Raw genomic sequence first — 22,200 nt, 5'->3', positions numbered from 1 at the left:
GATGCATAAACTATCCGTAATTGCAGTGGCCGCCACCGTCCTCGCGGGTTGCACGATGGAGCCGTGGTACCACCGGCCCGAAGCGCCGGTGTCGCAGAGCTTCCCGCAGGGCGGCGTCTACGCGACGCAGCCGGTCGCTGCGGGCGCGAATGGTCAGAACGGCCAGGCTGCCCCGAGCGCCAACGGCGCGCCGGCGACCGACATCGGCTGGCGCGAGTTCTTCGTCGATCCGCGCCTGCAGCAGCTCGTCGACATCGCGCTGAAGAACAACCGCGACCTGCGCGTCTCGGTGCTCAACGTCGAGGCGGCGCGCGCGCAGTATCAGATCGCGCGCGCCGAGCTGTTCCCGGCGATCAACGGTGTGGCCACGGACACGCGCACGCGCGTGCCCCGTGACCTCCAGACCACACCGAACAATCCGTACAGCGTCTACAACGTGGGCGTGCAAGCGTCGTGGGAACTCGACTTCTGGGGGCGCATCCGCAGCTTGAAGGACCAGGCGTTGGCGCAGTACCTCTCGACGGCGTATGCACGCAAGGCGGCGGAGATCACGCTGGTGTCGGAAGTCGCGGACCAGTACCTGACCATGCTCTCCGACGACGACCTGCTCAAGGTCACGCAGGAAACGCTCAAGACGGCGCAGGACTCGTACGCCATCGCGAAGGCGCAGTTCGAAACGGGCACCGGCACCGAGCTTGACTTGCGCCAGGCGCAAACGGTGGTCGAGAACGCACAGGCCAATTTGCAGGCGCAACTGCGTGCCCGTGCCCAGGCCGAGAACGCGCTCGTGCTGCTGATTGGCGAGCCGCTGCCGGCGGATCTGCCGCAAGGCTTGCCGCTCGACGGCCAGACCCTGCTCAACGACATTCCGGCAGGACTGCCGTCGGACCTGCTCACGCGGCGTCCGGACATCATGCAGGCCGAGGAATCGCTCCTCGCGGCAAACGCCAACATTGGCGCGGCGCGTGCGGCGTTCTTCCCGAAGATCTCGCTCACGGCGGCGTTTGGCACTGAAAGCCTCTCGCTCGGCGGGCTCTTCAAGGCGGGCACGGCGGCGTGGAGTTTCGTGCCGCAGATCACGCTGCCGATCTTCGAAGGCGGCTCGAACGTTGCGAACCTGCAACTCGCGAATGTCGAGAAGCGCATTGAGATCGCGAGCTACGAGAAGTCGATCCAGTCAGCGTTCCGCGAAGTGGCCGACGGCCTGGCTGCACGCGGCACCTACGACGAGGAGATCGCGGCGCTCGAGCGCAGCACCTTCGCGAACCAGCGCTCGCTCACGCTTTCCGAGCTGCGCTACAGGAACGGTGTGGACAGCTATCTGCCGGTGCTCGCCGCGCAGACGAGCCTCTACACCGCGCAGCAGTCGCTCGTCACGGCGCGCCTCGCGCGGCTGACCAACCTCGTCGATCTGTATCGCGCGTTGGGTGGCGGCTGGATCGAGCACGCGGGCGAGACGCCGCGTGAGCCCGATGCACCGGTCGACTACGGCGCGGCCAGCGCGCCGGTGGCGGCTTCGGCTGCGACGGCCGGGTAACGCGCCAGGCTTCTGGATCAGAAGCGAGAACGCCACGGGAGACCGTGGCGTTTTTTTTTGAGCGTTAGAAGGGCAAGAAGCGGGGCAAGAAGCGGGGCGAAAAGCGGGGCGAAAAGCCGGGCAAAAAAAAGCGCCATGGTTGCCCATGGCGCCGAACCAGCAAAAGACCCCTCCCGCATGTGTGTGTAGATGGACACCTGCGAGCGGGGCACCTCTCGCGTCAACTCAATACGTTCAATTCAATTCGATGAGCTCAATGCGCGGCCGAGCGCGGCATTTCATGGCCCGCATCCGGCGCTTGTTCCGCGGGACGGCCTTCGAGATCGTGCCCAGCGCGGCGGATGGCGCGCTCGGCGGCTTTCTCGCTCTTCGCGCCGTTGAAGATCAGGTTCAGCACCACCGCCGAAACCGAAGCGAGCAGGATGCCGCTATGGAGCAGCGGCGAGAGCGCGGGCGGCAGCTTGGCGAAAAAGTGCGGCGACACCACCGGCACGAGGCCGAAGCCCACGCTCACGGCGACGATGAAGAGGTTGTGCTGGTTCTTCACGAAGTCCACACGCGAGAGCACCTTGATGCCGTTCGCCGCCACCATGCCGAACATCACGATGCCCGCACCGCCCAGCACGAAGGCGGGCACCGAGGCAACCATCTGCGCCATCTTCGGAAAGAGGCCGAGCAGCACGAGAATCACGCCGCCCATCGCGCACACATAGCGGCTTTTCACGCCCGTCACGCCAATGAGGCCGACGTTCTGCGAGAACGACGTATGCGGGAACGAGTTGAAAATTCCGCCGATCAACGTGCCAAGACCGTCCACGCGCAGACCGCGCACGAGTGTGGCCTGATCGACGGGGCGCTCGACCATGTCGCCCACGGCGAGGAACATGCCCGTCGATTCGATGAAGGTCACGAACATCACGATCACCATCGTCGCGATCGGCAGGATGTGGAACTTCGGCATGCCGAAGTGAAACGGCATGACGATGCCGACCCACGGCGCGCTGGCCATCCCTTCGAGATTCACGCGGCCAAGCGCAAGCGCGATGGCAAAGCCCGCGACGATGCCGAGCAACACCGAGATATTGGCGATGAAGCCGCGCCCGAACTTGTTGATGAGCAGGATCAGCATCAGCACGAGCAGCGAGAGGCCGAGGTAGATGGGGTTACCGTAGTCGGGGTTGCCCACGCCGCCGGCGGCCCAGTTGATGCCCACTTCCATGAGCGAGAGGCCGATCACCGCGATCACGGTGCCCACCACCACTGGCGGGAAGAAGCGCAACAGCTTGCCGATCATCGGTGCGATCACGATGCCGATCGCACCCGCCGCGATCGTCGAGCCGAAGATGTCGAGCAGACCGAGCGACGGATTGGTGCCGATGGCGATCATCGGGCCGACCGAGGCGAACGTGCAGCCCATGATCACGGGCAGGCGAATGCCGAAGATCCACAGGCCGAGCGTCTGGATCAGCGTGGCGATGCCGCAGGCGAACAGGTCGGCGCTGATGAGGAAGGCGACCTGGTCCTTGGGCAGCCCGATTGCGCCACCGACGATGAGCGGCACGGCGACCGCGCCTGCGTACATCACGAGCACGTGCTGGATGCCGAGTGTCAGCAACTGGCTGAACGGCAGGCGCTCGTCGCAGGGGTGCACCTGCTTCTGGCCAGACCGCTGGGCGGCCTGGTCCTCAATGCCCTTGGCTTGCATGTCGTCTGTCTCCGTCTCTTCGTTTAAGAATATGGCCTCCAAGGTATGCGGTAAGAAAATATGCAACAAGACCGCTGGGGACTATTCCGTGCTTTCCGGGGGCGATATGCGCCGGTAGCGATAGAGAGACGACATAAGGGCGCGATCAGCGTGCATGGGCCGCGCGCGGCAGCTTGATGGCGGCTTCGGCGAGCGCCGCTTCGAACCCTGCTTGCGGCGACGCAAGGCGCGTACGCCCCTGTTTGCGGCGGTTGAACGCTCTCGCGCGGTGGACGCTGAGGCGCGGGCGTGGCGGCACGACGCCCATAACGAACGTGTGTGGGCGCATCGAGCGCAGACCGGCCAAGACCAGCGGGCTATGTCACATATGGCTGCGTCGTTATGAACTCTATTTCGAATGCGGCATGTGAGCCATTTTGCATCGCGCGCACGCCCGCCGGGTTAACCCGCGAATGTGTGGTTTTTGCATCGAAATCGGCGGTGTTGCGCGCGGGTTCGAGGCACGTTTGAAAACCCTGCTTAACGTGCATTCCGCACCGTGCTTCTCGCCGCGCGTTGCGCCGGTATGATGGCTTTTCCCTTCCTCGCACACCTCGCACACCGTTTCCCATGAGCCCATCGCAGACGCGTTTTCTTGGCATCGACCTCGGCACCGGTTCCCTCAAGCTAGGCATCATCGATGGCGACGGCGTCGAGCGTGCCGCCGCGAGCGTGGCGTACGCGCTCGAAACGCCGCAGCCCGGCTGGGCCGAGATCGCCGTGGATCGCTGGTGGGACGCGCTCGTCACGGCCTGCGCGCGACTGCCTGAGAGCGAGCGCGCCGCAGTGCGTGCCATCGGCTTCTCCGGGCAGATGCATGGCGTCGTGCTCACCGACGAAGCGGGCCGCGCGCTGCGCCCCGCGATGCTCTGGCCCGACACGCGTGCGCATGCGCTGCTCGATGCGTGGCCCGACGACCCAGAGCATCCGCAGCCCAATCCCGTTGCGCCCGGCATGGCGGGGCCGCTGCTGCGTTGGGTCCTGCAGCACGAGCCGCAAGTCGCACAAGCCGCGCGCTGGGCGCTGCAGCCGAAAGACTGGCTGCGCGTGGCGCTGGGTGGCGCGCTCAAGGCCGATCCCTCGGACGCGTGCGCGACCGCGCTTGCCGCGCCCGATGGCGCGTGGGATTTCGCGCTGATCGAGCGGCTGGGATTGCCGGCGCGCTGGTTTGCGCCGCTGGCCGCATCGCATGAAGCAAGCGGTGCGCTAAGCGCAGCCGCCGCGCAAGCGCTCGGGCTGCCCGCCGGCATCGTGCTCGCGACGGGCGCGGGCGACACGCCTTGCGCCGCGTTCGGCAGCGGTCTGGCCGACGAAGGCGACGCGCTCCTCACCACGGGCACCGGCGGCCAGATCGTCGTGACCGCGCGCAGCGAGCCACCCACGCGGCGCGGGCTGCATCGCTACCGCTCGGCCACGGGCGGCTGGTACACCATGGCCGCCATGCAGAACGTGGGCGTGGCCCTCGAAGCAGCACGCGGCTGGCTGGCCTACGACTGGGCTTCGGCTTATGCGGACGCGTTCGCCGTGTCGCCTTCGGCGACGCTTGCATTCCTGCCTTACCTGAGCGGAGAACGCTCGCCGTGGCTCGACCCTGCGGCGCGCGGCGGCTGGCTGGGCGCTTCTCTTGGCGACTCGCGCGGCACGCTCATGCGCGCGGCGTTCGAGGGCGTGGCATTCGCATTGCGTGCGGGTCTCGACGCCGTGCGCAGCACACACGCAGTTGCCGACGCAGTTGCCAATGAAGCCACGCGAGATGCGCGCAGTGTGCGCACGCTCAAGCTCGCGGGCGGCGGCTCGGTGGACGCGCGCTGGCGTCAGATGCTCGCCGACACGCTCGACGCGGACCTCTACGCGATCGACTGCCCGAACGCAGCGGCGCGCGGAGCGGCGATGCTCGGCGGCCTCGCGTGCGGGCACTGGCGCATGAGCGACCTCGCGGCGCTCGCGCCGGCCGCGACGCAAGTGGCGTCGCCGCGTGAGGACGCCGCGCTCACGCAGCGCTATGCGCGCTTCATCGATCTGTATGGCCGCGTTCGAACCTGGTTCCCACCGGCATCGTGATGAGGCGTATCGACATCATCGCGAGGCGTAAAAGCAAAAAGGCGTTGTCCCGCGAAGGGCAACGCCTTTTTTATGCGCGCACAACGTTCTAGCGACGCCCGATCAGACTCGCGCCGTAGACGAGCGCGGCGAGCGCGGTGATCCAGAAGCTGGTGGGCCAGTCGGTGTAGAACGCGAGCGTGACGCCGAGCCACGCTTGCACGAGCGCGAGCAGCGCGGCCAGAACGAGGCCGGTGGAAAGGCGCGTGGTGAGATTTTGCGCGGCGGCGGCCGGACCGACCATCAGCGTAAAGACGAGCAGCACGCCGACGATTTGCGTGCACGCGGCCACCGCGAGCGCGGCGATGGCGAGGAACAGCATCGAAACCGCGCGCAGCGACACGCCCTTCGCTTCGGCGAGTTCGGGCTGCAGCGAGGCGAACAGCAGCGGCCGCATGATGGCGGCCAGCGCCGCGAGGCTCGCCACGGCGAGCGCGGCGAGCACGCCGAGCGTCTCGCGGTTCACGCCCAGCACGTTGCCGAACAGCAGCGCCGTGACCTGCGTCGCATACGACGTGAAAAAGTGCAGAAACAGCAGGCCGAAGCCGAGCGCGAGCGAAAGAATCACGCCGATGGCCACATCGCGGCCCGCGAGCTTTTCGCCGAGCGCACCCATCGAAACACCCGCGGCGAGCGTGAAGCCCACCATGCCCCACATCGGCGAAACACCCAGCAGCACGGCACCCGTGGCGCCCGTGAAGCCCACGTGCGAAAGCGCGTGGCCCGCGAAGGTCTGGCCGCGCATCACGAGGAAATAGCCCACCACGCCCGCGAGCACCGCGACGATGCCCGACGCCGCGAAGGCGTTCACCATGAAATCGTATTCAAGCATCGTGCGTGTGGCCGTGTGTGTTGTCGTTGTTGCTGCCGTGACCATGGCCGTGCGCGTGGCCGTGGCCGCCGTGGTCATGGCCATGGTCGTGCTCATGCTCGTGGTCGTGCTTTTCGACCTCCACGTCGCCCGACATCACGAAGATGCGGCCCTTCATGCGGATCACGTCGATAGGCGAGCCGTAGAGACGGGAGAGCACGGGCGCGGTGATGACTTCATCCACGCTGCCGAGCGCGGCCACGCCGTTGCCGAGATAGAGCACGCGATCGAGCGCGTTGAGCAGCGGATTGAGTTCGTGTGCGGAGAACAGCACCGCAATGCCAAGCTCGCGCTGCACGCGGCGCACGAGTTCGACCACGCCGCGCTGATGGTGCGGATCGAGGCTGATGAGCGGCTCGTCGAGCAGCAGCAGCTTCGGGTCGCCGAGCAGGCATTGCGCGAGCAGCAGGCGCTGGCGCTCGCCGCCCGATAGCTCCGAAAGCGGGCGATCCGCAAGCGCGGTCGCACCCACGAGATCGAGCACGCGTGCGACGTCGGCGCGCGTTGCGGCGTCGGAGCGCGGCAGGCCCCAGCGGTGGCCGTCGGCGGCCATCGCCACGAAGTCGCGGCCGCGCACGCGGCGGCTCGCGAGCGCCGTGCGCGTTTGCGGCATGTAGCCGATCTTCGCGTTGCCGCGCGCGACCGGCTCGCCCAGCACGCGAATCGCGCCGTGCGAGGCCGGCACGAGGCCGAGGATGGCTCGCATGAGCGTGGTCTTGCCCGCGCCGTTCGGCCCGAGCACACCGATGAATTCACCCTGGTTCACCGCGAAGTTCGCGTCGCGCAGGATCGTGCGGTCGCCAAGCGAGAGCGTCACGCCCGCGAGTGTGAGCACAGGCGTGGGCGCGCGGTGCGCGCCGTTGTGCTGTGCATGGTGTTGTGAAGCGATATCGGTGGGCGAAGGGCCGGCCCCGGTCATGACATCTGTCCTTGCTGAATACGGTTAGTGTTGCCCGGGTGTCCCCGCTGCGAGCGCCTTGTCGAGCGAGTCGAGCTGCACGAGCATCCATTGCTGGAAGTTCACGCCAGCCGGCTGTGTCTCGGTCACGCTCACGGACGGCACCTTCGACTGCTTCGCCAGCGCCAGCATGCGCCGCGTGAGCGCCTCAGTCGCCTGGCTGTTGTAGATCAGCACACGCACGCGGCGCTCGCGCAGGTCGCGCTCGAACGCGGCGATGTCCGACGCGCTTGCCTCGGTGTCGTTCATCGTCGCGAGCTGGAAGCGCAGGTTGCGCATGTCGAGGCCGATCGCATCCGACATATAGCCGAACACCGGCTCCGTCGCCGTGACGGGCTGCCCCAGGTAGCGCGCGCGCAGCGCCGCGACCTTGGCGTCGACCGGTTGCAGCGAGGCGAGGAACGTTGCCAGGTTGGCATCGTACACGCTCTTGTGCGCGGGGTCCGCTGCGCCGAGCGCGGCGCTCACGGCGCGCGCCACTGCGGGCATGGTCTTCGGGTCGTACCAGAGGTGCGGATTGTCGCCCGCTTTCTTGCCGACGAGGTCTGCAGCGATGATCGTCGTGCGGTTGTTTGCGCTCTTCCCACCGCCCGTCGCGCCGAGCAGCTTCGTCATCCACGGGTCGTAGTCGGCGCCGTTATAGACAACTACGCGCGCATTCTGGAGCGCGCGGGCGGTCTTCGGGCTCGCTTCGAAGAGGTGCGGGTCCTGGTCGGGGTTGCTCAGGATGCTCGTCACATCCACGTAATTGCCGCCGATCTGCTTGACGACGTCGCCGTAGAAGTTTTCCGCAGCAACGACAGCAATGGCGGCACTGCCAGCCTGCTGCGCCGCCATGGCCGCGCTCGCGCCGCCGAACGCGGTGCCCAGCGCGAGCGCGAGCCCGGCCGCGAAGCGCGCGAGCGCGAAGCCCCGGCGCGTACCTGCAATAGCAGGGCGTGGCGTGCTGGTCGCGTGGGTCAACGTGATCATGGTTCTATCCTTGTTGATAAGGGAGCCTGAAAGCGGAAGCGGGAGCGTCAGTCTCGCGAAGGCGAGATGATATAACGTATCACTTCACTTGGCGAGTCAGCTCGCCATCCGGTCAAGGGGCCGGATCCGCGGGCCGCAGCCAGCCGAGGCTTGCGCGTCGCACCATCGAAATGTCGTCCGATCGCGTTTGTTCGCCTTGACAGTCTCCGACTCGTATCCGATCATTCGATCAACGACAGAGCAAATGCTCACATGTCGGGCGATCGCTCAGATGCTCCCTCGGAGTGCCTGCCGGGCGCGCCCCGCACGAACGAAAATTGGAGACAACCTGTGGCACACACCGCGACCCCAGCGGCAGGACGTTTGCAGGACAAGGTAGCCGTGCTGACCGGCGCGGCGAGCGGCATTGGCGAGGCGGTCGCGCAGCGCTACCTGGACGAAGGCGCGCGCTGCGTGCTCGTCGACGTGAAGCCCGCCGAGTCCGTCGCTCCAACGCTCGCCGCTGCGTACCCCGAGCGCGTGCTCGCGATTTCCGCTGACGTCACCCGCCGCGAGGACATCGAGCGCATCGTGCTCAGCGCGGTCGAGCGGTTTGGCCGCATCGACATCCTCTTCAATAACGCGGCGCTCTTCGACATGCGCCCGCTCCTCGACGAATCCTGGGACGTGTATGACCGCCTCTTCGCGGTGAACGTGAAGGGCATGTTCTTCCTCATGCAGGCCGTGGCGCGCCGCATGGTCGAGCAGGGCCAGGGCGGCAAGATCATCAACATGTCCTCGCAGGCGGGCCGCCGTGGCGAAGCGCTCGTTTCGCACTACTGCGCAACCAAGGCCGCCGTGCTGAGCTACACGCAGTCGGCGGCGCTCGCGCTGGCGCCGCATCGCATCAACGTGAACGGCATCGCGCCGGGCGTGGTCGACACGCCGATGTGGGAGCAGGTCGACGCGCTCTTCGCGCGCTACGAGCATCGCCAGCCCGGCGAAAAGAAGCGCCTCGTGGGCGAGGCCGTGCCGCTCGGGCGCATGGGCTTGCCCGAGGATCTCACGGGCGCAGCGCTCTTTCTCGCTTCTGCCGACGCCGACTACATCACTGCGCAGACGCTCAACGTCGACGGCGGAAACTGGATGAGCTGACCTTTCCCGCAACCTTTGCACAACGCATCACGACAGCAGCATGGCTGCAGCAAGACATAACGCAACGAACAAGGAGACAACGTCATGAAGCCAGCAATGAAGACCGCCGCAAAGTGCCTAAGTCGAGCGGTGAGTGCGGGTGCACTCGTCGCCGCGGCCAGCGCCGCTCACGCGCAGACCGTCACGATCGCCATGTTGAACAACCCGGACATGATCGAGCTGAAGAAGCTCTCGCCGGCGTTCGAAAAGGCCAATCCGGGCATCAAGCTGAACTGGGTGATTCTCGAAGAAAACGTGCTGCGCCAGCGCGCGACCACCGACATCACGACCAACAGCGGCCAGTTCGACGTGATGATGATCGGCACCTACGAGGCGCCGCAATGGGGCAAGCGCGGCTGGATCGTGCCAATGACGAACCTGCCCGCGAGCTACGATCTCGACGACGTGGTGAAGACCGCGCGCGACGGCCTCTCGTACAACGGCACGCTCTACGCGCTGCCGTTCTACGTCGAAAGCTCGATGACGTATTACCGCAAGGACCTGTTCGACAAGAAGGGCCTCAAGATGCCCGAGCAGCCGACTTATGACCAGATCCGCGACTTTGCGGACAAGCTCACCGACAAGTCGGCCGGCACGTATGGCATCTGCCTGCGCGGCAAGGCCGGCTGGGGCGAGAACATGGCGTACGTGACGACGGTCGCGAACACCTTCGGTGGCCGCTGGTTCGACGAGAAGTGGCAGGCGCAGCTGACCTCGCCCGAGTGGAAGAAGGCCGTGAACTTCTACGTGGACATGCTGAAGAAGGACGGCCCTCCGGGAGCGAGTTCGAACGGTTTCAACGAGAACCTCACGCTGATGTCCTCGGGCAAGTGCGCAATGTGGATCGACGCCACGGTGGCCGCGGGCATTCTCTACAACAAGCAGCAGTCGCAGGTGGCCGACAAGATCGGCTTCGCGGCCGCGCCGACCGAAGCTACGCCCAATGGCGCGCACTGGCTGTGGTCGTGGGCGCTGGCGGTGCCGAAGTCGTCGAAGTCGCAGGACGCCGCGAAGAAGTTCATCGAATGGGCCACTTCGAAAGAGTATGTGCAGATGGTCGCGCAGGACGAGGGCTGGGCTTCGGTGCCGTCGGGTACGCGGATTTCGACGTACCAGAATCCCGAGTACAAGAAGGCCGCGCCGTTCTCGGACTTCGTGCTGAAGGCGATCCAGACCGCCGATCCGACCCATCCGACCGCGAAGCCGGTGCCCTACACGGGTATCCAGTTCGTCGGGATTCCTGAGTTCCAGTCGTTCGGTACTGTCGTGGGCCAGAGCATTGCGGGCGCGGTGGCCGGGCAGATGAGCGTCGATCAGGCTCTCACTGCGGGTAACGCCGCTGCCAACCGCGCCGTGGCGCAAGCCGGGTATCAGAAGTAAGCGCAAGAAGTAAGGCTGCGATGTTCGAGCAGCCAGCGTAGCAGCGCGAGCGCGCGCCGGGCCACCCGGCGCGGCGCGCACCCTCGCGAAGCCGATGCCGCGCCTGCGCCTGAGCAGGCGCGCAACCGAGAAGGGTGGTCCTCATGCGTCATCTCCATCTCCCCATGCCTATATTCAATCGAGCGCGCACGCCACAGAAACCGCAGCACGTCGAATCGCGCCGCTCGGCGTCGCGCTGGCTCGTGTCGCCGTCCGTCGCGGTGCTGCTCCTGTGGATGACGATCCCGCTCGCGATGACGATCTGGTATTCGTTCACGCGATACAACCTGCTGAACCCCGACCTCAAGGGATTCGCGGGCTTCGACAACTACAGGTTCCTCGCCACAGATCCCTCGTTCGTGCCGTCGATCGTGCACACCATCGAGTTGATCGTGGCGGTGCTCGTGATCACCGTGGTCGGCGGCGTGCTGATGGCGGTGCTGTTCGATCGCAAGTTCATTGGCCAGGGCGTGGCGCGCCTCTTTGCCATCGCGCCGTTCTTCGTGATGCCCACGGTGAGCGCGCTGATCTGGAAGAACATGATCCTGCATCCGGTGTACGGTCTCGTGGCGATTGCGATGCGCGCCATGGGCATGACGCCGATCGACTGGTTCGCCGTCTATCCGCTCACCGCAGTCATCATGATCGTGGCCTGGCAATGGCTGCCGTTCGCGTTCCTCATTCTCTTCACGGCGATCCAGTCGCTCGACCAGGAGCAGAAGGAAGCCGCGAAGATCGACGGCGCGGGCCCCATCGCCTTGTTCTTCTACATCACGCTGCCGCACCTGCGGCGCGCGATTGCCGTTGTCGTGATGATGGAATCCATCTTTCTGCTCTCGATCTTCGCCGAGATCTACACGACCACAGGCGGCGGTCCCGGCAACGCGACCACCAACCTCACTTACCTGATCTACTCGATGGGCCTGCAGCAATTTGACGTGGGCATCGCTTCTGCTGGCGGCATTCTCGCCGTCGTGCTTGCGAACATCGTGTCGTTCTTCCTCGTGCGCATGCTCGCGCGCAACCTCAAAGGGGAGTACGAAAAATGAGCCAGATTACTGCTACGCCCGCGCAATCGCCCCACGCGGTCAACCGTTCGTCTCCGCTGGAGTTCCTCGGGCGCGTCGTGCCGGGGCTGCTCGCATGGCTGATCGCGATCGCGCTGTTCTTCCCGATCTTCTGGATGACGATCACGGCATTCAAGACCGAGCAGCAGGCCTATGTCCCGACGATCTTCTTCCTGCCGACCCTTGACAGCTTCCGCGAAGTGTTCGCGCGCAGCAACTACTTCGCGTTCGCCTGGAATTCGGTGCTGATTTCGGCGGGCGTGACGATCGCCTGCCTGATCCTCGCCGTGCCCGCGGCCTACTCGATGGCGTTCTTCCCGAACCAGCGCACGCAGAAGGTCCTGCTGTGGATGCTCTCCACGAAGATGATGCCTTCGGTGGGCGTTCTCGTGCCGATCTATCTGCTGTGGAAGAACTCGGGGCTGCTCGACACCGTGTCCGGGCTCGTGATCGTCTATACGCTCATCAACCTGCCGATCGCGGTGTGGATGGCCTACACGTACTTCAACGAGATTCCACGCGACATTCTCGAAGCCGGACGCATGGACGGCGCGGCCACCTGGCAGGAAATCGTCTATCTGCTCATGCCGATGGCGGTGCCGGGCCTCGCTTCCACCGCACTGCTCCTGATCATTCTTTCGTGGAACGAAGCGTTCTGGAGCATCAACCTCTCCAGTTCGAACGCCGCGCCGCTTACCGTGTTCATCGCCTCGTACTCGAGTCCCGAGGGCCTTTTCTGGGCGAAGCTTTCCGCGGCGTCGTTGCTGGCGGTTGCGCCGGTGCTGATCGTCGGCTGGCTTTCGCAGAAGCAGCTGGTACGCGGCCTTACTTTCGGTGCAGTCAAGTAAATGGACCACGCGATGCCCATTCAAGCCCTGATCTGCGACTGCGACGGCGTGCTTATCGACAGCGAAGCCGTGGCGGCCCGCGTGCTGGTGCGCGAACTCGAAGCGCGCTGGCCCGGTGTGGACGCGGCGCCGGTCGTGATGCCGCTGCTCGGCCAACGAATCGAGCGCGTGCTGGGCGGCGCGGGCGAGGCACTCGGGCGCAGCCTGAGCGCAGCAGACGTCGATGTGATTCGCGTGGTCGCGGAGGCGGAGGCGCGTGAGGCACCGCTGTTCCCGGGCGTCGTCGCCGCGCTGGAAGCCGTGGCGCTCACCAAGGCCTGCGCGAGCAACAGCTATACGGCGGTGGTGCGTGAAGTGCTGGCGCGCAACGGGCTCGATCGCTTCTTTGGCGGGCGTGTGTACTGCGCGGATATCGTCGCCAGACCGAAGCCCGCGCCCGATGTGTACCTCGCGGCGGCGCAGGGCATGGACGTCTCGCCCGCCGCGTGCCTCGTGGTCGAGGACAGCGTGACGGGTGTGAGTGCGGCGCGCGCGGCCGGCATGACGGTGCTCGGCTTCGTGGGTGGCACGCACGTGGGCGGCGACGCGCACGCGCACGAGTTGCGCGAAGCGGGTGCAATCGAAATCTTCGACGACATGACCACGCTGCCTGCACGGGTGGCGCAATGGATGAACAAGGCGCAAACGCGTTCAAACTGAACCGACTTAGGCAGATTTAGACAGATACGGAGACATATCATGGCAAGCGTGATTCTCAGAGACGTACTGAAGCGCTACGACGAAAACGAGGTCCTGCGCGACGTGAACCTCGATATCGGCGACGGCGAGTTCGTCGTGTTCGTGGGCCCGAGCGGCTGCGGCAAGACCACGCTCATGCGCATGATCGCGGGGCTGGAGGACATCAGCGGCGGCGACCTGATGATCGACGGCACGCGCATGAACGACGTGCCCCCGGCCAAGCGCGGCATTGCGATGGTGTTTCAGTCGTACGCGCTCTATCCGCACATGACGCTCTACGACAACATGGCGTTTGGCCTGAAGCTCGCGGGCGCGAAGAAGCCCGAGATCGACGCGGCCGTGAAGAACGCCGCGAAGATCCTGCATATCGATCATCTGCTCGACCGCAAGCCCAAGCAGCTTTCGGGCGGCCAGCGCCAGCGCGTGGCGATCGGACGCGCGATCACGCGCAAGCCCAAGGTGTTCCTGTTCGACGAGCCGCTCTCGAACCTCGACGCCGCGCTGCGCGTGAAGATGCGCCTCGAATTCGCGCGTCTGCACGACGAACTCAAGACGACGATGATCTACGTGACGCACGATCAGGTCGAAGCGATGACGCTCGCCGACAAGATCGTCGTGCTCTCCGCGGGCAACGTCGAACAGGTCGGCAGTCCGAACCGTCTGTACCACGCGCCTGCGAATCGCTTCGTGGCGGGTTTCATCGGCTCGCCGAAGATGAACTTCCTCGACGGCACGGTGCAGAGAATCGAGAGCGACGGCATCGTCGTGCGCTACGAAACGGGCGATACGCAGAAGGTGGCGGTCGAGCCGGGCACTGCGCGCGAAGGCGACAAGGTGACGGTGGGCATCCGCCCCGAGCATCTGCACATCATGACGGGCGCAGAAGGCGTGAGCGCGAAGGCGATGACGGTCGAGTCGCTTGGCGACGCGGCTTATCTCTATGCCGAATGCCCGGTTGCGCCCGATGGCCTGATCGCGCGCATTCCGCCGCTGGAGCGCCACGAGCGCGGCGAGGCGTTCAAGGTGGGCTCGACGCCCGATCATTGCCATCTCTTCAACGCGGAGGGCCTCGCGTTCGAGCGTCGCTTCGCGCAGCAACTGGCTGCGTGATTTCACTGGCTTGCTGCACGCACCGCCTCGAAGCGTGAGGCGGTGTTCGTATGGCGAGGTACCTGAGGTTGCCTTTGTTAGCCCGCTTTTAGAGCGGGCTTTTTTTCGCCCTGCGAGGTTTTAGCGTTCGATCGCTGCGCGCGCACACAACTCGTCGGTGACGAGCCCGGAGAGCCAGCCGCCGTTGAGCGCCGCGATCACGGCTTCGCGCTTGCGCGCGCCGCCTGCGAAACCGATGGTCGGGCGGCGCGGCGGCGAATCGAGGTACACGCTCGTCACGCGGCGGCCCGTGGGTGAATCGACGCGCTTGCCGGCCGCGTCGATCGGCAGGCCGAGCATCTCGGCCACGGCGCCCTGGCCCATCAGTTCGCGCACTTCTTCCGAGGTGATGAAGCCGTCCTCGTGCAGCGGGCAATGCTCGCCGATGTTGCCGATGCCCACGAACGCAACATCGGCCTCGCCCGAAAGCGATTCGACGATGCGATAGAGCCGGTGATTGCACCATTGCGCGCGCTCGGCCTCGTTGTCGGCGATGAGCGGCGCGGGCAGCAGGAAGTGCTTGCCGCCCGTTTTCTCGGAGATATGCAGCGCGACGTCGTAGCGGTTCGACGAGCCGTCCTGGGCGATCGCGCCCACCATCGAAACGAGCCGATGCTGCGGCCGCTCCAGTTGCGCGATCTGATCGACGGCTGCCTTGAGCGTACGCCCGCTGCTCACGGCCACCACCATCGGCCGCTCTTCGGTCAGGTAGCGCTCCATCACCTGCGCGCCCGCTACCGCGAGCTTGCGGTCGATTTCTTCGGGCGTGTCGTTGTCCACGGGCACCACTTCGCAGACCGAAAGGCCATAGCGCTTCGAAAGCGCATCGGCGAGCGCGAGACAATCGGCGAGACGGTGATCGACGCGCACGCGAATGAGGTTCTTCTCGACCGCGAACGCGACGAGGCGTTGTGCGACTGGGCGCGACACCTGCAGCTTCTCGGCGATTTCGTTCTGGGTGTTGCCGGCCACGTAGTAGAGCCAGGCGGCGCGGGTCGCGAGATCGAGTTTTTCGGTGGACTTGGGCACGGTGTTGGTCGGAGCGGGATCGGGGCCGAAGTGTACGGCACGATATTGCGTGGCTTACGCGAGGCGTTCGCGCGAGGGCTCGAAGAGCGGGCGCACGTGGCGATATAGCGCGCGGTACGCGGTGAGACGCTCGCGCAGCGCCGCGTGGCGCGAGGCGTTCGGCGTGTACTCGGCCACCACGGGCGGCTTCGTCAGCACCTCGCGCGCGTCGCCACCGGCCGCGAGCCAGCCAAGGCGCGCCGCGCCGAGTGCCGCGCCCGTCTCGCCGCCGCCGTGCTGGCGCGTGGGCGTGTTGAATGCATCCGCAACCAGTTGCGCCCAGTAGCCACTGCGCGCGCCGCCGCCCAGCATCGACAGCGCACCCACTTCGGTGCCTGCGGCCGCGAGGGCGTCGAGACCGTCGGTGAGCGCGAGCGTCACGCCTTCGAGCACGGCGTAGCCGAGCAGTGCGCGGTCGGTCGCGTGCGTCATGCCGAAGAACACGCCCTGCGCATACGGGTCGTTGTGCGGCGTGCGCTCGCCCGAAAGATACGGCAGGAAGAGCGGGGCTTCGGCGAGCGTTTGCGCGCTGAGCTGTTCGACTTCGGCGAGCAACGTGGGCTCGTTCGTGCCCGTGAGCTTGCAGACCCAGCGCAGGCAGCTCGCCGCCGAAAGCACGACGCTCATCTGGTGCCAGCGGTCCGGAATCGCGTGACAGAACGCGTGCACGGCGGAAGCCGGATTGGGCCGGAAGCGGTCGCCCACCACGCAGAGCACGCCCGAGGTGCCGAGCGAGACGAAGCCGTCGCCGGGCTGCGTCGCGCCGATGCCGATGGCGCTCGTTGCGTTGTCACCGCCGCCCGCTGCGACGACTACGTCCTCGCGCAGGCCAAATTCGCGCGCGAGCGCGGGCAGGAGCGTGCCGGAGGGCGCGCTGCCTTCGGCGAGCGCGGGCATTTGCGCGCGCGTCATGTTGCAGGCGTCGAGCAGCGCGTCGGACCAGTCGCGTTTGGCCACATCGAGCCAGAGCGTGCCCGCGGCGTCCGATGGATCGGAGACCTTGCCGCCCGTGAGTTGCAGGCGCAAATAGTCCTTTGGCAGCAGCACGCAGGCCGTTTCGCGGAAGATCTGCGGCTCGTGGCGCGCGACCCATAGCAGCTTCGGCGCGGTGAAGCCCGGCATGGCAAGATTGCCCGCTATGCGATGCAGCTGCGGCGCGCGCGCGGTGAGTTCGGCGCATTCGTCTACCGCGCGCATGTCGTTCCAGAGGATCGCGGGGCGCAATACGGTGTCGTGCGCGTCGAGCAGCACGGCGCCGTGCATCTGTCCGGAAAGGCCGATGCCGCGTACCTGTGTGAATTCATCCGGATGCGCCTCGCGCAGCGCGGCGAGCGCGCGGCGGGTGCCGTCCCACCAGTCGGCGGGATTCTGCTCGGACCAGCGCGGGTGCGCTCGCGAGACGACGAAGGGCGTGCCGGCAGTGCCGATCACGCGGCCGTCGGGCGCGAGCAGCAGGACTTTCACTTCGGAGGTGCCGAGGTCGATGCCGAGATACATAGGCGCGCTGAAGTCGTGATGAGAGTTGCGCTACTTTAGCCGCGCGCCGGGCGCGACGCCATGCGCGCCGACCCTCAGGGCGCGCGTGGCGCGGGTTTGACGGCGCAGGTGATGGATTACGCCGCGGTATGGCTTCAAACGCTGCAACCCCGTGAGGCGAGCCACTGGTCGACGCGCGTGAGCGCGCCGCGTACGGCGCCGCCCAGCGTCGGGTTGCCGGCGAGGCCGCCCCACAGCAGCTTGTCGCCGAGAAACGTCGAGACGGGCTCGCCGCTATCGAACATGCGGTGCACGGCCGCTTCGTCCATCACGCCGTCCTGGTAGCGGTAGGGCAGCGTGCCCCTGTGCCAGCGCTCCAGAAAGCGCAGGAAGAGTGCGGGCAGCATGGCCGTGGCGGCAGGCGTCGCGCCGCTGGCGACGCGTTGCGCGAGCGTGGGCGCAATGAAGCCGGGGATCTTCGAATAGCCGTCGGCGGCCACGCGCTGGTTCGTGTCCTGGATGTACGGATTGCTGAAGCGTTCGAGCACGACGTCGCGATACTTTGCGAGATCGAGCGGGCTGGGCGTGAGGCAGGGAATCACGTCCTCGCTCACGTACTCGCGCGCGAAGGTGCGGATGTCGGCGTCCTGGGTGCCTTCGTGGATGAAGTCGAGCCCGACGAGCGTGCCCGCCCAGGCAATGCAGCTATGCGTGGCGTTGAGGATGCGGATCTTCGCTTCCTCGTAAGGCATCACCGATTCGACCATCTCCGCGCCCGCGCGCTCCCAGGCGGGTCGCCCCGCGCAGAAGTGATCCTCGATCACCCACTGGATGAACGCCTCGCCCATTACGGGGCAGGCGTCGTCCACGCCGGTTGCGGCCTTCACGCGCTCGCGCACGTCGGGCGTGGGGCGCGGCGTGATGCGGTCGACCATGGAGTCGGGGCACGCCGTGTTCGCGTCGAACCAGTCGCGCAGATCCGTCGCACCGCGCAGCGCGAGGAACTCGCGCATGCCCGCGTGAAAGCGCTTGCCGTTGCTGCGCAGGTTGTCGCAGGTCTGCAGCGTCACGGGGCCGCCGTCGCGCGCCATGCGCGCTTCGAGGATCGCGGCGAGCGCACCGTAAATCGTCGTGCGAGCGCCGTTGAGGTCGGCGGCGAGGTCCGGGTTCGCGGTGTCGAGGCGGTCGTGTTCGTCGAGGTAATAGCCGCCTTCGGTCACCGTGAACGCAATGATCTTGCAGTTCGAGTCGGCGCCTGCATCGATCAGGCTCGCGAGATCGGCGGACCACGGCAGCACGCGCGTGATCGAGCGGATCGTTTCGTAGGCGCGCTCGCCCTGCGGCGTGACCGTTTCGAGCGTGTACGCGCCGTTCTGCGCGGCCAGCGCATCCATCACGGCATTCATGTCGGAGCGGATGTTGCCGACGGTGAGCGACCAGGTGGCCTCGTCGGGCTTGCGCATGAGGTTCACGCGATGCAGATACCATGCCTGATGCGCCCGGTGAAACGACCCGGCGCCGATGTGCAGGATCACGTTCGCATTGCTGCGTTCGGTGTTCATTCGGTGTCTCCTAACTCAAAGCGGCCTGGCGGCTCGAGTCTGAGCAATTGCTCTAGTGATGAACGAATGATCGTATCCGGTCGATCGAAAGTCAAGCGGCGAGGGCGGTTTTCGGTGGCGCGCTGCGGCGGGGGATGGCGCGCGTGCGATCGTCGAACGCGCGTCGAGCAAACGTTGCTGGGGATGTTGTGGCGCACAAAGCGCCCGGGGGTAGACGGCAGGGAAAAAGGGGCAGGCGGTTTCAGCCGCCAATCTGCTCCACTGCCGCGACTGCCTGCGCGGTCGCATCTTGCGCGCAGCAATCCACGACGATGCGCTCCGGCATCGCACGCAGCCACGTGAGCTGGCGCTTGCAGAGCTGGCGCGTGGCGAACACGCCCTTGTCGCGCATGGTGTCGTAGTCCACCTCGCCATCGAGGTATTCCCACACCTGGCGGTAGCCGACGCAGCGCATGGACGGCAGGTTGGGATTCAGGTCGCCGCGCGCGCGCAGCGCCTTCACCTCGTCGATGAGACCGCCCGCGAGCATCGCGTCGAAACGCGCTTCGATGCGCGTGTGCAGCACGCCGCGATCGGACGGCTCGAGCGCGACCGGCACGAAGCGATAGCGCGCGGCTTCATCCTCGCGCGTGGACGGCGTGGCGAGCAGCACCGACATCGGCTGCCCGCTCAGCATGAAAATTTCGAGCGCCCGTTGAATGCGCTGCGAGTCGTTCGGAGCGAGGCGCGCAGCCGTGGCCGGATCGACCTGCGCGAGGCGGGCATGCATGGCGGGCCAGCCGTCGCGTGCGGCTTCGGCATCGAGTTGTGCGCGCACGGCGGGATCGGCCGAGGGCAGGTCGTTCAGGCCTTGCGTGAGCGCCTTGTAGTACAGCATCGTCCCGCCCACGAGCAGCGGCACGTTCCCGCGCGCGACGATCTCGCCCGTCACGCGCAGCGCGTCGGCGCGAAAGTCGGCGGCGGAATATGCATCCAGAGGATCGACGATATCGATCAGATGATGCGCGGCGGCAGCGCGCTCCGCGGCGCTCGGCTTCGCGGTGCCGATGTCCATCTCGCGGTACACGAGCGCCGAATCGACGCTCACGATCTCCACCGCGCGAGCGCGCGCTGCCGACTGCGCGGCATACGCGAGCGCAGCCGCCGTCTTGCCCGAGGCCGTGGGGCCGAGCAGGCACGCGACGGGCAACGCATCACCTGTTTGTTTCGTGGACTGCGTCATTGACCGCGCATGAATAGCCGATCGAGATCGGCGAGCGTGAGCTGGTACCAGGTCGGCCGGCCGTGGTTGCACTGGTCGGCGCGCTCGGTCGCTTCCATCTGGCGCAGGAGCGCGTTCATCTCGTCAAGCGTGAGACGCCGGTTCGCGCGCACTGCATGATGGCAGGCGAGCGTGCCGAGCATCTCGTGCTGGCGCTCGGTGAGCACGCGCGAGCCGCCGTACTCGTGCAGATCGGCGAGCACGGCGCGCGCGAGCGCCTGGAGATCGGCGTCCTTGAGGAGCGCGGGCACCGCGCGGATCGCAATCGACGTGGGCGAAAGCACGGCGAGGTCGAAGCCTAGCGCTTCGAGCGTCGCTTTTTCTTCCTCGACGGTGCCCGTTTCGACGGGGTCGGCCGTCATCGAGATCGGGATCAGCAAGGGCTGCACGGCGAGCGAGCGCTCGGCGAGAGCCTGCTTGAACTGCTCGTAGAGAATGCGCTCGTGTGCGGCGTGCATGTCGACGATCACGAGGCCGCGCGCGTTTTGCGCGAGCACGTAGATGCCGTGCACCTGGCCGAGCGCGAAGCCGAGCGGATGGTCCTCACCCGCTTCGAAGGCGGCGTGCGGCACGCTGGCGGCGAATGCGCCGGCTGCGCCGTCTTGCGCCTGCGGCACGGTCGAGCCGTGCGCGGTGCCCGCGCCGACGTCCTTGCGGCCGAACAACGCGTCATACAGCGCGAGCGGCTGCGCGACAGGCAGGCTGCCTTGCGTCATGCGCGACTGGCGCAGCCAGGTGTTGCCGCTGCTCGCGTTGGCGCCGCCTGCGTTTGCAGGGCCAAAGCCGGAAGCGCGCGAGAGGGCGCCACCCGTGCCGCCGCCGAAGCTGCTCGCCACGCTTGCGGTGCCGAACTTGCCGTCCGTGCCAAAGCCGCCCGCTGCGCTGGGCGGAGTGCCTGCGCGCGGGTAGTCGGCCGCGCCCGAAGCCAACCCGACCGAACCACCGAGCACGCCGGCGCCCGGCAACGCGCGTGGCTCGATGAGCGCGGCCGCGTGGCCGCCCGAGGTCGTCTCGGGCGAGGCGCCCGCGTGGCGCGCGAGCGCGCGCTGCACGGCATGGAACACGAACTGGTGAATCGAGCGCGAGTCGCGAAAACGCACCTCGATCTTCGAGGGATGCACGTTCACGTCGACGGCTTCGGGCGGCAGGTCGAGGAATAGCACATACGACGGATAGCGCTCGCCGTGCAGCACGTCCTCATAGGCCGAGCGCACTGCGTGCGTGAGCAGCTTGTCGCGCACGAAGCGGCCGTTCACGAAGAAGTACTGCTGATCGGCGCGGTTGCGGCTCGCCGTGGGCAGACCCGCGCAGCCGTACACGGCGAGCGGCCCGGCGCGCTCGTCGAGCGGCAGGTGCGCCGTGGCGAAGACTTCGCCGAGAATTTTCGAAACTCGCGTGGCGGGATCGCTCGCGTTCCAGTGCTCGACCGCGCGGCCGTTGTGCAGCACCGAGATCGCGACGTCCGGGCGCGCGAGCGCGCTGCGGCGGATCATCTCGAGGCAATGGCCCAGTTCGGTCTGCTCGCTCTTCAGGAACTTGCGGCGCGCGGGCGTATTGAAGTACAGCTCGCGCACTTCGATGGTCGTGCCCTGGCCGCCCGCAGCCGGCGAGATCGCTCCCGTGTGCCCCTCGATCTTCACGGCGTGAGGCGCATCGGCGCTGCGGCTCGTGATCGACATTTCGGCCACCGAGGCGATCGACGCCAGCGCTTCGCCGCGAAACCCGAGCGTCGCGACGCTTTCCAGTTCGGCGAGCGAGCGGATCTTGCTCGTGGCGTGTCGCATGAGCGCGAGCGGCAGCTCGGCTTCGGGAATGCCGCAGCCGTCGTCGGCGATGGAGATGCGCTTCACGCCGCCCTCGTCGAGCAGGATGCGCAGCGTGCTCGCGCCCGCGTCGAGCGCGTTTTCGAGCAGTTCCTTGACGACGGAGGCGGGCCGCTCGACCACTTCGCCCGCGGCGATCTGGCTGATGAGCTGATCGGGCAGTGCCTGGATCGCGCGCGCGGGCTGCGCGGCGCGCGACGCGACGGCGGCGCCGGCCGTGCTGGCGGCGTCGGCGGAATCCGGCACGGCGCCGGTGGGTTCGAAATTCGAAGACATGCGCGCAATTATAGCGAGTCGGCGCGGCGCGACCCGACGCGCATCTGCGCCCCTTAAATCGCCATCTAGCAGCGCTTTGTGCGCGAATTCACCGAACTTGGCGGGAATATTTCGTGACAGCCTGGCACTTTCGGTATCATGGCGCGGTCAATTTTGCT

General features: G+C 66.7%; 16 protein-coding genes and 1 pseudogene. 8 read left to right on the top strand and 9 right to left on the bottom strand.

Going from position 1 to position 22,200, the window contains the following annotated elements; all coding sequences use genetic code 11:
• The first annotated feature begins 1 nt into the window (after position 1).
• Positions 2-1,537 carry an efflux transporter outer membrane subunit gene (locus tag L0U83_RS11350; protein ID WP_233882737.1) on the top strand — a complete coding sequence of 512 codons (1,536 nt, stop codon included), beginning with the start codon at positions 2-4 and terminating at the stop codon, positions 1,535-1,537.
• 253 nt (positions 1,538-1,790) lie between these two features.
• Here L0U83_RS11350 and L0U83_RS11345 read toward each other — a convergent pair whose 3' ends face one another.
• Positions 1,791-3,242: a nucleobase:cation symporter-2 family protein gene (locus L0U83_RS11345; RefSeq protein ID WP_233882735.1), complete on the bottom strand. Its 1,452-nt coding sequence runs from the start codon at positions 3,240-3,242 to the stop codon at positions 1,791-1,793.
• A 609-nt stretch (positions 3,243-3,851) separates the two neighbouring features.
• Here L0U83_RS11345 and L0U83_RS11340 point away from each other — a divergent pair.
• The gene (locus tag L0U83_RS11340; RefSeq protein ID WP_233882733.1) at positions 3,852-5,342 is read left to right on the top strand and encodes a xylulokinase; all 1,491 of its coding nucleotides are present in this window, start codon (positions 3,852-3,854) and stop codon (positions 5,340-5,342) included.
• Between the two features lie 88 nt (positions 5,343-5,430).
• Here the strand turns inward: L0U83_RS11340 and L0U83_RS11335 are convergent, their stop codons facing one another.
• From L0U83_RS11335 to L0U83_RS11325, 3 genes are read right to left on the bottom strand one after another with little or no spacing between them, the layout of a single operon-like run.
• A complete protein-coding gene (locus tag L0U83_RS11335; protein WP_028205927.1) occupies positions 5,431-6,213 on the bottom strand; it encodes a metal ABC transporter permease in 783 nt (260 codons plus the stop codon).
• Complete coding sequence (locus L0U83_RS11330; protein ID WP_233882731.1) at positions 6,206-7,171, bottom strand: metal ABC transporter ATP-binding protein; 966 nt, start codon at positions 7,169-7,171, stop codon at positions 6,206-6,208. Before L0U83_RS11330 ends, L0U83_RS11335 begins: the two co-directional genes overlap by 8 nt.
• A 24-nt stretch (positions 7,172-7,195) precedes the next feature.
• Positions 7,196-8,182, bottom strand: coding sequence for a metal ABC transporter solute-binding protein (locus tag L0U83_RS11325; RefSeq protein WP_233882730.1), 987 nt, complete (start codon positions 8,180-8,182; stop codon positions 7,196-7,198).
• A 330-nt stretch (positions 8,183-8,512) separates the two neighbouring features.
• Between L0U83_RS11325 and L0U83_RS11320 the strand changes: the two genes are divergently transcribed.
• The 6 genes and pseudogenes from L0U83_RS11320 to L0U83_RS11295 all read left to right on the top strand — a co-directional run bounded on the left by L0U83_RS11320 (position 8,513) and on the right by L0U83_RS11295 (position 14,537).
• Positions 8,513-9,316 carry an L-iditol 2-dehydrogenase gene (locus L0U83_RS11320; protein WP_233882728.1) on the top strand — a complete coding sequence of 268 codons (804 nt, stop codon included), beginning with the start codon at positions 8,513-8,515 and terminating at the stop codon, positions 9,314-9,316.
• A gap of 84 nt (positions 9,317-9,400) precedes the next feature.
• Positions 9,401-10,735 carry an ABC transporter substrate-binding protein gene (locus tag L0U83_RS11315; protein ID WP_233882726.1) on the top strand — a complete coding sequence of 445 codons (1,335 nt, stop codon included), beginning with the start codon at positions 9,401-9,403 and terminating at the stop codon, positions 10,733-10,735.
• A gap of 164 nt (positions 10,736-10,899) precedes the next feature.
• Positions 10,900-11,823 (top strand): carbohydrate ABC transporter permease, encoded by a 924-nt coding sequence (locus L0U83_RS11310; RefSeq protein ID WP_308445031.1) that lies wholly within the window; start codon positions 10,900-10,902, stop codon positions 11,821-11,823.
• 71 nt (positions 11,824-11,894) lie between these two features.
• Positions 11,895-12,689 (top strand): annotated as a pseudogene (locus L0U83_RS11305) (carbohydrate ABC transporter permease); the annotation flags it as partial.
• A gap of 12 nt (positions 12,690-12,701) precedes the next feature.
• Complete coding sequence (locus L0U83_RS11300; RefSeq protein ID WP_233882722.1) at positions 12,702-13,388, top strand: HAD family hydrolase; 687 nt, start codon at positions 12,702-12,704, stop codon at positions 13,386-13,388.
• A 39-nt stretch (positions 13,389-13,427) separates the two neighbouring features.
• Positions 13,428-14,537, top strand: a complete 1,110-nt coding sequence (locus L0U83_RS11295; protein ID WP_233882720.1) for an ABC transporter ATP-binding protein — start codon at positions 13,428-13,430, stop codon at positions 14,535-14,537.
• A 120-nt stretch (positions 14,538-14,657) separates the two neighbouring features.
• On the opposite strand, the gene L0U83_RS11290 is transcribed toward L0U83_RS11295, so the two are convergent.
• From L0U83_RS11290 to mutL, 5 genes are all read right to left on the bottom strand, one after another.
• Positions 14,658-15,605, bottom strand: a complete 948-nt coding sequence (locus tag L0U83_RS11290; protein ID WP_233882713.1) for a sugar-binding transcriptional regulator — start codon at positions 15,603-15,605, stop codon at positions 14,658-14,660.
• A 54-nt stretch (positions 15,606-15,659) separates the two neighbouring features.
• Positions 15,660-17,141 carry a xylulokinase gene (xylB, locus tag L0U83_RS11285; protein ID WP_233882711.1) on the bottom strand — a complete coding sequence of 494 codons (1,482 nt, stop codon included), beginning with the start codon at positions 17,139-17,141 and terminating at the stop codon, positions 15,660-15,662.
• 134 nt (positions 17,142-17,275) lie between these two features.
• Complete coding sequence (gene dalD / locus L0U83_RS11280) at positions 17,276-18,682, bottom strand: D-arabinitol 4-dehydrogenase (RefSeq protein ID WP_233882709.1); 1,407 nt, start codon at positions 18,680-18,682, stop codon at positions 17,276-17,278.
• A 241-nt stretch (positions 18,683-18,923) separates the two neighbouring features.
• The gene (gene miaA, locus L0U83_RS11275; RefSeq protein WP_233882707.1) at positions 18,924-19,904 is read right to left on the bottom strand and encodes a tRNA (adenosine(37)-N6)-dimethylallyltransferase MiaA; all 981 of its coding nucleotides are present in this window, start codon (positions 19,902-19,904) and stop codon (positions 18,924-18,926) included.
• Positions 19,901-22,042 carry a DNA mismatch repair endonuclease MutL gene (gene mutL, locus L0U83_RS11270; protein ID WP_233882705.1) on the bottom strand — a complete coding sequence of 714 codons (2,142 nt, stop codon included), beginning with the start codon at positions 22,040-22,042 and terminating at the stop codon, positions 19,901-19,903. The genes miaA and mutL overlap by 4 nt, the downstream gene beginning before the upstream one ends.
• Positions 22,043-22,200 lie beyond the last annotated feature (158 nt).

This window comes from Paraburkholderia flagellata (assembly GCF_021390645.1).
Lineage (GTDB): Bacteria > Pseudomonadota > Gammaproteobacteria > Burkholderiales > Burkholderiaceae > Paraburkholderia > Paraburkholderia flagellata.
This window is presented reverse-complemented; position numbering and strand designations above follow the sequence as displayed.